The sequence below is a fragment of the Bacillus sp. 37MA genome (assembly GCF_000372765.1).
Lineage (GTDB): Bacteria > Bacillota > Bacilli > Bacillales > Domibacillaceae > Domibacillus > Domibacillus aminovorans.
Window position 1 is genome coordinate 42,132 of the sequence record NZ_KB889755.1, and the last position, 11,553, is coordinate 53,684.

Consider the following 11,553-nt stretch of genomic DNA (forward strand, 5'->3'; position numbering starts at 1 on the left):
CAGAAACTTAGGTTGCAAGGTGCGTTTTAAGTAACACCCACCTAACTAATAACGGTATATCCGTTTTTCCATAGCAACCTTTCCGGAAAAGGACACCTATATAAAATTTTCAAAATGCAAAAGGAAAACAAATGAGTCAAAAGAGCCGCATTAAATCACTAAGCAAGCCTACTGCTAAAATAAGTGGCCGTGGTTAGTAACTCTTTCCCCTGACTTTTCCTTTTGGCAATTACTAAACCTTGTTGATTTTTCACAGTACGAATTTGATAATAAATATCGGAAAGTCTCTTTAATTTTCCTGTCTCGTTCTCCACCGCAAAAAATCCTCTAATCATATACACTTTTCTATTAAAAAGACGAATACTCCCTTTACTACCTGCCAATTCATAAAATGGGACTCTTCTCATTGTCACCTCGCATCCTTCCTTTCAAATAGTAGCTTGACAGAAATATGATTCATTTTTAGTCAATACACTCTTTTAATTGTTGATATTCGTCATAAAACAGATATTGAACGCTTACGTTGAAAAAGAGAGCCAATTTAATTTTATTTTTTCTACTAAAATCTTTTTGACCCAATTCGCATTGCGAAATCATACCCTGTGTAACCCCAATTTTTTCAGCTAGAGCTTTTTGCGATAAGCCTGCCTTTTTTCGCAAATTGGTTAATCGAGTATTCATTAACATCAGAAACATGTATCATATCCTTTCTTATTACCTTTAGGAATAAGAAGTATTCTTATATAAATTACCCAAAGTAATATAATGATTACATAATAACATATAAACATAACTATTAAAACTATTTTAAATAAATAAACATACCTTAAAGTAATATTTTTTTAAATTAAAAAGGGAATAATTAATTATTCCCTTTTTAACTTATGTTCAGTTTGAATTTCCATGTACATATGTTCTTACCGGCGTATGTTTTCATTTAGTATTTTATTCTGATCCTTATGGTTTAAGTTGATCCGTTTCTTGTATCTCTCTATTAGAGCCTAGAATATCACCACTTGCAGGTAAAGGAGCTAAAGACGCTGTTGTATCTTGTGTATCAGTACAAATATCGAAATATTTACAGTTATGTTCAGCTTGAATTTCCGTGTACATACGTTCATACTGGTTTACGTTTTCCATCAGCATTTTATACTGTTCTGTATCACCCTTTCCTTCTTTCATTTTGTTCATTTCTTTTATCAAAACTTCGCGTGACTCTTTTACCATTTCAGCCACTTCAACAGCAAGATTATAAGAATCTTGCTGTTCCTTGCTTACACTCTTCCCTGATTGGTCAAAATCGGCTGCTATCGGCAGTACACCCATAAATTTCAATCCAAGAACAACCCCTAAAATAACAATCAATCCTACTATCATTCTTCCACGCATACCTAATTTCCGAAGCATATACATCCCCCTATAGTTTCTTAAAAAGTCGTATGTTGCAGCCAGTATTCGTCATCGTCGATGATGATATTAACCTTATCTGTTCTTATCCAGCCATTTGAATAGGTTGATGTAAATTCGAATGTTAATGTTTCCCCATCCATGTTTTTAAAACGCTTTAGCATATCATCTTTCCATAGAGAGCCTGTCCAATCACTTGCATTGTTGGTCAATACTGTTTCATAGCCGGGAATCCCGACAATTTTCACTCGAACTGTATCTGCCGTATTAGTAGCATTCGCTTTTAACATAAACTTCTCACCCGGAAAGAAAACATCTGGTGTTCTTGGGCTATTGGCTGAACCAGTTCTATCAAAATTATATTTTTGTCTATTTTCTTCCCACTTCTGCGTGTGATTCACAAATCCTTCAATTGTCTGATCCAGCACTGTTAGTTCACCAGTCGCTGTATCTTCGGCTTTTCCATCGCTTACGGTTTGAGTAATAATCCATTTTCCAAGATCCGAAGGAAATTGGTCTGCTGGCAACATAATATTACCGTTACTGTCCATTTCTGGATCGCCGGACTGAATAGTGACAGTATCACCGTTTTGTTTCTCAATTGTATACGTATAGCTCAAAATATCGCCGTCTGGATCAGTTGCGGCAGATTCTATTTGAATCGTATCCCCGATATATACAGGGTTAGGATACGTAAATCCTGCATTTGGCTTCGTATTATTGGCCATGACAATAATATCCCGTGTCGTTGAATCTGTTTCATTCGACGGATCTTTTACGATTAAACGGACAATGTATTCACCTTGTGCTGTAAAATTTTTCGTCGGCTCATAATCGGTTGATAGAGCAGTATACGTACTGTCCGGCTCACCTTTTTTCTTTATCGCCCATTGAGCAGTTAACGGATCGCCATTTGGATCCCAAGACAAGTTTTTAAAGAGAATATCTTGTCCTACTGTGATAACGCTCGGAATCGGTTCAAATACAGCTACAGGCGGCTTGTTGATGCCTGTCGCATCCATTTTCTTAATCATGGATTCAGTGCGGCGCTGGAAGTCTACAACCGTGTTTTTGACTTCATATACCTTCTGTTCAAGATTTCCAGTCGGTAGCCCGGCTTTCCATGTTTTTTCGCCTTCTACACGCCACTGAAATGTTTGCTTCCGAATACCTGGACCATTACCGATTTCAATACTGTACTTGTCCAAATCGAGTGCTTTATTTGTGACAGAGTAGGCACCAGTTATGTTATTTATCGTAAAGCTAAAATCCGGAATTGGCTTGCGATGAGCGTAAATAAACCAGTTGTCCGCATCTTTTGCCCACAAACGATAAGTATCAAACGCATTATTATCCCAATGTACGGGATTGTCACGCCCACTATACAATGGCTGATATTTTCCGACACGTGTAAACTGCTCAATTGGCAGCGTCAAATACTTATGTGCTTTTGGATCGACACCCATGTTATTTTCAAACACGTCAGGCGTATGCATGTACTTCCAGCGTTCCGAGAATAGAGGATCGTTCTCGTAATCGCTATAAACGGTTTTATAAGTGACCGTATCATCAAGCGTCACATAAAGCTCTTTTGAATTGATCCGGTGATTTACACGTTCAATGATATAATCAGCCATTGCATTGACCGTTGTATCAATAGGTGCATCATTGATAAATGTACCGTTGGTCATGTTTTTCTGAATGACTTGATCAAATGAAGGTTTACTGATGCTGTTTCCTACCCCGATAAAGTCTGCATCTGCACCCAATACACTTTGGACAAGTTTATCACTGTCCATTGCTTGACGACTAAAAACGGAGCCGAATAGTATGTTTTTACTTTCTACAAAATCAAATCCATTTGAATTTAAGATGTTTTCAGTCGTGTTCAACTTACCAATAGCATTTACATCCGTTAAATTATAGTATCCTGTCTGAATTGTTGTTGGAGAATATAACTTACCGGTTTTCAATAAGAAAAAGTTATTTCCATGTGTTATAAAAGATTTTGAGCCACTTGTATCTTGAATATAGCCCCCATGTCCTTCCATGAATACTACTTCACTAGGGATACCAGTTACTTTTACAGGAGTAGTTTGTATATATTGATTGTAAAAGGCATATGCTCCTTCTACATCCATACTTTCTCCCATAGCGTTATCACCAAGTTGATTTCCCTGATTGCTTCCAACACCATAAATATCATTGTTTTGGAGTTTCATGTAAGAAATCAAAGGCCCAGCGCCAATATCTATTACTCTACTTGGCAAACCCTGCATTTTAACAGGCACACTTTCAAATAAAGATTTGTAATATAAAGTACATGATAGAGTACAATATACCTCATATCCATATTCACCATTACCTAAAGCGCCAGTTGCATTTTCTCCAACACCATAAACCTCACCATTATCCAGTAAAAAAAGAGTATGACTTTGTGAAGTTGATATTTTTAACACTTTACTAGGCAATGAATCTATTTTATTAAAGTGGGGAGTGTAAACACCCACACCCGACTCGTTAAGGCTATATCGAGTGAATTTTTCATAAACCTCACCGTTTTCAAGTAAAAAATAAGTCTTATCATTAAATGTATTTTGACCTGAAGACGTTACCATTTTAACCTTATCCGGTAGAGCCTGTTCTTTAATCGGCGTTGTATCTTTTTGTGAATCGCTATTATGTGATCCTGCACTATAAGCTTCACCGTTTTCAAGTATAACAAATGTACGAGTCGTGTTATTAGAACCGATAGGCTCTGCATAGATATATTTGGCTTTATCAGGAAGAATCATTTTTACTGGAACATAGCTTCCTGTCGTATTACCAGTCCCTAATTGACCATAACTATTTTGTCCTCCACCATATACACTTCCATCCTCTAGTAAAAATAGGGAATATGCCCTTGACATTGATACTGATATAACTTTATTCGGCAGGTTTATTTTCACTGGTTTTTTAATCCATGCACTACTTCCAACACCTAATTCTCCATATAGGTTATATCCTACTCCATATGCAGAACCATCCTCTAACACAAAGATTAAAGAAGATCCATTCCCTGCAATACTTGAAACATATGAATTTGTCTCTTTTTCAATAAACTTCACATTTGCTTTAATTCGTTCATCATTTAATTTCGGTTTTAAAATCTCATTGAACTTCGCTTCAAGTTGATTTCTTGTATACGGTGTATCATCCAAGCCTACTTGAAGGTCAATGGTTGTTTCATCCGATTTGTTGTTCATTTCTGCAATGATATAATCAGCAACCGATCCCATCATCATGTTTACATTGTCGTTCAATGACAGGTACGTACCTTTCCCATTATTAGCGTCGACAATGGATTCTATCTGTGCTTTGTTTATTAAATTACCTAAGCCAATGAAGTTTCCACCGGCATCTATCACAGATGAAGAGACTGCACCTGTATCAACTTCTTTATCTGATACTATTCCAGTAAATAGGTATTTGTTTGATGATCCGAAATTAGTCTTGGTATCCTTGACCACTCCGGTAGAAAATGCTGCCCTAGATGGTAACGTCATTTTTACAGGTACTTTGCTATCCGTTGTTGTCCCATTTCCTAATTGACCAGTAGTGTTATGTCCTGTACTCCACACTTCCCCATTATCTAAAGTAACACTCGTTCGATTAAATCCACCGGTTGCCGACACCGCACTACGACCAGCTGGAAGCTTCATTTTTACTGCTACTTTGGCGTTTGTATTCGTTCCATCACCTAATGCACCCGTATAGTTATACCCTGCACTCCACACTTCCCCATTATCTAAAGTAACATTTGTTTGGTAGATACCAGCGGCTATCGACACAGCATGTCGACCAACAGGAAGTATCATTTTTGTCAGGTCTTTGATCGACGCCAAACTCGACCCTATCCCGATCTGACCATAAATATTATCTCCTATATTCCACACTTCCCCATTGTCTAAGAGGACACTCATAAAACTTCCTCCACCAGCGGCTATCGACACTGCATGTCGATCAACAGGAAGCTTCATTTTTACTAGTACAAGGCTATTCGTTGTCGTGCCATTCCCTAATTGGCCATGAAGATTATATCCTACCCCCCATACTTCTCCATTGTCTAAAATAACACTCGTAGAGTTCGTGCCAATGGTAATCATCGTTGCTGTTCGACCAGAAGGAAGTATCATTCTTACAGGTACGCTGCTATTTGATGTCGCTCCATTCCCTAATTGACCATTACCATTCTTTCCTGCCCCCCATACTTCTCCATTGTCTAAAATAACACTCGTTTGCTCACGTCCTGCGGCTATTGACACGGCACTTCGACCAGCGGGAAGTGACATTTTTGTTGGTATACTTCTATCCGTTTTCGTTCCATCTCCTAATTGACCATCAAAATTATCTCCTACATTCCAGACTTCTCCGTTATCCAAAAGTACACTCGTATGATTCATTCCAGCGGCTATCGACACGGCACTTCGACCAACGGGAAGTGACATTTTTACTGGTACATTGCTATACGTTTTTGTCCCATTCCCTAATTGACCATTAATATTGTATCCTGTACTCCACACTTCTCCATTTTCTAAAATGACACTTGTATGTTCGCTTCCCAGAGCCATTTTTGATACCGAACTTCCTGTCTTTTTTTCTAGCCATTCTAAATTGATCTTATATCCTTCCGCATCAAGTTTGGGTACAATTTCCTCATTAAAAGCTGTTTCAATCATAGCTTGTGTATAGGGACTGTCGATTGCGTCTAATTGTAAATCAATCTCCTTTTTCCCTTTTACATCATAGGAAACCACAGGGCGAATATTTTTCACTTCCACCACTGATTCAGATGAAGGCTTGTCTGATGTATCATCACGCCGACGATCTGCTTCCGTCACAAATTCCTCAATTGTAGGCTGTGCAAATTCTTCAATCGTCGTTAGACTAATTTTGTACTTCCCGACTTTATTTGTGTCAAAGAAAGGTGTCTCCTCATTTCCATCGGAAAAAATGACCGAATCATCATCGTTGCTATCGAATTTGCTATCATTATTAGAATCAAATTGATACGACCATACACGCTGTCCGATAAAGTCATCATTTGAGCCACTGTTATCCTTCACACTTACACGAGTTTGAGATAGAGCAGGACGCTCCTTTACATCATCCCGTATTTTAGCTGTGACGGTCGCAAAATCAGCTGTCGGTTTTTCATCCGAACGTACCGTGTATTCGACGGTTTTTTCATTCCAGTTCTTATCTGGATCGTTGTAACTATTTCGGACAAAACGGGTTACTTTATACTTGCCTTCCTTTTTCATCAAAAGATCAATAACCTTATCTTCCGTCAGGCTGCCTTTATATTTAAGAATCTCTGGTACGTTATTAGCAGGATCAACGGCTTCTATTGTCCATTTTTCCTCCACAATTGGAAATTTCTTTGGCGTTGAAGTCGTATCTATTACGGTCCATTTACGATTTTCTTTTAACGCACCTTCTTGTTTGAAATCAGCAATCGGTGTAGGCGGCACAACGAGAATCGTATGCGTGTCGCTTGCTGTTCCCCCGGCATCATCCGTTACCGTTACCTGAACGGTTTTTTCGCCTTCCTTATTGTAATAAAGACCGCAGCCAGTTTGTCCCCATAAACTCCCTATTGCATTATAGTTCCAATCGTAAGATATAATTTCACCGTCCCGATCAGATGCGGAAGCATGTAAACAAAATTCTTCTCCTGCCCTCACCACAACTGGACCCTGAATCTCTACTTCAGGATCTAGATTCGGTATAGGCTCTGGTTCCGGTTCAGGAGGTGTTGCACTGACAATCACGGTTGCTTTTGCCGTTAGACCACTGTACGTGACGCTTACTTCACTTGTTCCCACAGAATTACCGACAAACTGTCCTTTTGTTCCCGGCTGTGCGACCGCAGAATTAACAGCCGACCAAGTTGAACCAGAGTGAGTTGTTACGACTGTTTTATTTCCACTTGCATCAAAATAATTGGCGGTGAATGATGCCGTATCGCCCACCATAATTTCTTGTGTCGATGGTTCAATGGTCAATGCCGGTTGTCCAAGTGGCGGCGGTGTTGCGCAGCCTGTTACATTGACATTCACTGTTTTAACAGTTGATCGCTGTACTTCATCTGTTACTGTTAATTTTAATTCTTTAACACCACATGAGGAAAATACGCGTGATACATCTTTTGATAAAGTGGAACTGCTCAACGTTCCTCCATCTAATCGGGTTGAATCGGCATAAAGCGTCCAAGTTAGCTCCTCTTTATACGGGCTGAATTGTTTACCACTTACCTTAATGGATAAAGGTACTCCTTTCTCTATCGTTGTTACTTTTGGGACTAAAGTGGCTTCTGGATATTTGGTTGTTTTTATCTCTACAATGGCGTTACGGTAACCATTTTCATCATAGCTTCCAGCAGTTATATCAATTTTTGCACCACTATACCGCGCAATATCACGTGAATAAGCACGGTCAACCCTTTGACTGCCGAATGTTTGTTTTATCGACGTTAGCGCCTGTTGGCCAACGTAATCTTTATTTCCATTAAAAAAACCTGCCCATTGACTCACCTGTGAAGGGTGAGCAAAGGTCAAGCCGGCTTCTGGATTATCTTTGGAGCGCATAAGCACCATAGATCCTTTTTCGCTATTATCGACGCGAACTTTCCAGTCACTATAATAGAGGTAATCGTCTTTCTTTGTAATGCCGATAGTGTAAAATTCCGTCGATTTGGGATTTTTCCACGAACTCATTTTTTTAATGTCAGGTTCGTTCACGTCCAAAGCCGACGCCGGAAGCGTCGGTATGAACAAACATAAAATTGTTATAATGAAGAATATTGGTTGAAAGAGTTTATGGTTCATTCCCAAAGTCCCTCTTTCTTCTCAAGTGGATAATTTGCGATTTCAAGACGATATGTTCCGCTTGCATCCAAAGTTACTCGTCTTGTGTCCAATCCAAGTGAATCGGCTACTTCACGAATCGGTGCATAATACGATCCATTTTTAAGCTGTCCATTTGAAAGATTAACTTTTGTTCCTTTATACGTAAGTTCTGAACCATCTTTTGCAACCGTGACTCCTGGTGCATTGGCAAAAGCTTTTTCAATATTAACAATGTAATCTTTATCAGATTTAATAGGTGTTTCAGCTAAATTGTCCGGTTTAACCAAATCTTTTGTATATGTGACAAAATTCGGGCTAAACGACATGACATCAATCAAGAACTGACCGGTTTGCGAAGGCTGGACCGGCAAGACTTCATCTACACTTGGTATTAAGATACTTGGATTGTAAAGTTCTGAATTTTTGTAGGCTTTCCCGTTGAATGCAATAATTTCGCGATTTTTCGGATAGTTGGAGCTGATCGTGACCGCAAAACCTTTCGACTCATGTTCTATCCAATCTTTAAACCACTCCTGTGGCGATTGCGTCATATATTGACCCTTTGTTGGATGATGCAGCAAGTTGTAATAGGCTTCCACATAATCGTAAGTACCGATTTTTTCTTTCCCACCTTCAACATATCGTTCAAGAATTGTAAATTCCCCGACGACCCCTTTGATTTCAGCCAGAGTCATTTTACGATAATCCTTTTCTGTTACAGGTGGCGTAGTTGTTCCTCCACCTCCACCATTAGTAGGCGGTTCTGGCGTTACAACCGGTGGTTGTGTCGTTCCACCTCCACCATCAGCAGGTTTTTCATTCAGCACATTTAGCATCCGATAAAGGAAGACCGCTGATGTTGCACGATCTGCGTATTCAGCCGGTGCGAATGAATTGTTCCCTTTCCCTTGAATAATCCCGTATTTCGTCATTTTTTTAATCGAGTCCATCGCATAAGCAGGGATTGAATTTTTGTCTGTGAATGCAAGGTCTGTTGTTTTATTATAGTTGCCTTTTAATTGCATGGCCCGATCAATCATGACGGCAATATCAGCACGAGAAACGTTTTGATCTGACTTCACGTACCCCTTTGCATCCCCTTTGATGATACCTGCTTTTGCAGCACGACTTACACTATCATAGAGGGCCATTTTTTTTGTTAAGTCTTTAAAACTTGAATCTGCTTTTGGTAGATTCAACGCTCGCGCAAGCATGGAAGCAAACTGTCCACGAGTCACCGTTTCAGATGGCTTGTACAAGTTATTCGGATAACCCATGATAATATTCTTTCCTGTTAAGCTTAGAATCGCTTCATTCGCAAAAGAATCAGCCGCAACGTCCTTAAATCCACTTATTTGTGCCGCATATACACGGTGATTCACATCATCATATTGATCGTTACCTGATGTATTTCCTCCCCCGATCCCTAATGTTCCTGCTAATATCAATGATGCCGCAATTGTTATTGTCATTTTGTGCTTCTTATTTCCCATTTTTACTCTCTTCCTTTCCTGTATCTTGACGTTATCCTTATTTATAATATACAATGAGTATACAACAGTTACGTCACTATTACAATACTATTACTCGTAAATTTGAAAATAATGGTGAATTATTTATTTTTCAATGTACAAAGGAAGGTGAAACTCTTGGCAATTCCAGAAGATAAAACAAGAATACAAGTCATTATTCCGAAAGAATCAAAGTTAGCTTTACAAAAAGTTGCAAAAGCCAATAACCGTAAAGTTAGTAACTACGTGGCCACATTAATACAAAATCATTTAGATGAACTTAAAGAACAAGGTAAAATTCCCCCCCTTGACTAATTGGGGGCTTTTTTATTATTCATCGAACGTATGAATCCCAGTCTGATAACTATCGCTATTAATAGGAATAGATGTATAATTCGCTTTCCCTGTTGAAATTGTCACGATCACCGAAGGTCCATATAGAATAAAATCCATAGAACCACTAGGATGTATATATTGATAATTTTGAGGAAAAGCAGTGAAATCATTATGATCTAAAAAGGTAATGTCATAGGTTACTTTAGAAACCTTACGCCAATAACTTTTACTAGTTGGTCTTAATTCAGCATCCAGTTTTAAACTTGAACGAATAATCGCTTCAGCAGCCTTACGACCTTCTGCTTCATTAAAACTGTAGTAACCATCTCCATATTCGTCAGATCTGTAATGCTGTGCTGCGGCTGCGGCTGCTTCCTGTGTAATGGATTTTAAAGCCTGCATTTGTTCTCTATGGATGTTATTATCTTGCTGATAAATGGTGAAAATAGTGAAGACTAAAACCATCGCGATCCCAATGATAAATTCTTTCATGGTGAAGCCGCCACATTCAGTTTTTCAGAGGAAACATCTCCTTCAACATAAAACACATACCTATTCGAATCCTGACTAATTCCAAGATATTTTGCCATCGGAACAATATTGGTTATCGGTATCCCAATTTTGTAATGAATTAATTCACTTTCAGAAAAGTTTACATCTCGGTATTTTACAGTCGTTGTCGTTGTAGATGGATCAATTACAAGGTCTAACTCTCCTACATTCATATTTAACTTTTCAGCAACATTGCTTTGTAAAGCTGTAATAATATCAGGATGAAAATATCCTAATTGTCTTGCTTGTTGAGCAGATTGATAGACTGTATTGCTAAAAACCGATCTGACATAATGCGATTTTTCGTTTGCTACAAACTGTGTGATAAAAAACATTAGGACAAAGAACATCGCCAAACCAACAATATATGACTTCACAGGAGACTTCCCTCCTTTCCTTTCTTTTAAAAAAGGTCCACTAATGTCAATTAGCGAACCTTTTATGAACCTAAATTAAGGTGCCGGCGGTGTATACCCTTGAATCACGGCATCAATATGGCTTTTCCCTTCAGTCCCCATATTAGTTGTGCTTGTCTTGAATACTCCCATAATCACGACCATCACGATCACTACCGCAAGAATAATCAAGCCTATCTTTGATATAAGATCTTGCATTCTCCTTCACTCTCCTCTGTTTTATGGTGCTACTGTTGGTGGTGCATATCCATTAATCACCGCATCAACATGGCCTTTCCCTTCGTTTCCCATGTTATTTGAACTTGTCTTGAATACCCCCATAATCACGACCATCACGATCACTACCGCAAGAATAATCAAGCCTATCTTTGATATAAGATCTTGCATTCTCCTTCACTCTCCTCTGTTTTATGGTGCTACTGTTGGTGGTGCATATCC

Annotated in this window: 10 protein-coding genes; 1 reads left to right on the forward strand and 9 read right to left on the reverse strand. The window is 38.7% G+C overall.

Annotated elements, in window-relative coordinates; all coding sequences use genetic code 11:
* Positions 1-158 precede the first annotated feature (158 nt).
* The 5 genes from A3M5_RS0121720 to A3M5_RS0121740 form a co-directional block, all read right to left on the reverse strand.
* Positions 159-413, reverse strand: coding sequence for a hypothetical protein (locus tag A3M5_RS0121720; protein WP_018395861.1), 255 nt, complete (start codon positions 411-413; stop codon positions 159-161).
* A 49-nt stretch (positions 414-462) separates the two neighbouring features.
* A complete protein-coding gene (locus A3M5_RS23520) occupies positions 463-696 on the reverse strand; it encodes a helix-turn-helix domain-containing protein (protein ID WP_018395862.1) in 234 nt (77 codons plus the stop codon).
* A gap of 261 nt (positions 697-957) precedes the next feature.
* The gene (locus A3M5_RS0121730) at positions 958-1,407 is read right to left on the reverse strand and encodes a hypothetical protein (RefSeq protein ID WP_018395863.1); all 450 of its coding nucleotides are present in this window, start codon (positions 1,405-1,407) and stop codon (positions 958-960) included.
* Between the two features lie 20 nt (positions 1,408-1,427).
* Entirely contained in the window at positions 1,428-8,279 is a 6,852-nt protein-coding gene (locus A3M5_RS23955) for an RCC1 domain-containing protein (protein WP_018395864.1), read from the reverse strand.
* A complete protein-coding gene (locus A3M5_RS0121740; protein WP_018395865.1) occupies positions 8,276-9,793 on the reverse strand; it encodes an S-layer homology domain-containing protein in 1,518 nt (505 codons plus the stop codon). The genes A3M5_RS23955 and A3M5_RS0121740 overlap by 4 nt, the downstream gene beginning before the upstream one ends.
* A gap of 156 nt (positions 9,794-9,949) precedes the next feature.
* On the opposite strand from A3M5_RS0121740, the gene A3M5_RS25640 reads away from it, so the two are divergent.
* Complete coding sequence (locus tag A3M5_RS25640; protein WP_018395866.1) at positions 9,950-10,126, forward strand: hypothetical protein; 177 nt, start codon at positions 9,950-9,952, stop codon at positions 10,124-10,126.
* Positions 10,127-10,141: 15 nt separating this feature from the next.
* On the opposite strand, the gene A3M5_RS0121750 is transcribed toward A3M5_RS25640, so the two are convergent.
* The 4 genes from A3M5_RS0121750 to A3M5_RS25900 form a co-directional block, all read right to left on the reverse strand.
* The gene (locus A3M5_RS0121750) at positions 10,142-10,639 is read right to left on the reverse strand and encodes a hypothetical protein (RefSeq protein ID WP_018395867.1); all 498 of its coding nucleotides are present in this window, start codon (positions 10,637-10,639) and stop codon (positions 10,142-10,144) included.
* Entirely contained in the window at positions 10,636-11,076 is a 441-nt protein-coding gene (locus tag A3M5_RS0121755) for a hypothetical protein (RefSeq protein WP_018395868.1), read from the reverse strand. Before A3M5_RS0121755 ends, A3M5_RS0121750 begins: the two co-directional genes overlap by 4 nt.
* Positions 11,077-11,151: 75 nt before the next feature.
* Positions 11,152-11,313 (reverse strand): hypothetical protein, encoded by a 162-nt coding sequence (locus tag A3M5_RS25895; protein ID WP_018395869.1) that lies wholly within the window; start codon positions 11,311-11,313, stop codon positions 11,152-11,154.
* A gap of 21 nt (positions 11,314-11,334) precedes the next feature.
* The gene (locus A3M5_RS25900) at positions 11,335-11,502 is read right to left on the reverse strand and encodes a hypothetical protein (RefSeq protein WP_018395870.1); all 168 of its coding nucleotides are present in this window, start codon (positions 11,500-11,502) and stop codon (positions 11,335-11,337) included.
* Between the last annotated feature and the right edge of the window lie 51 nt (positions 11,503-11,553).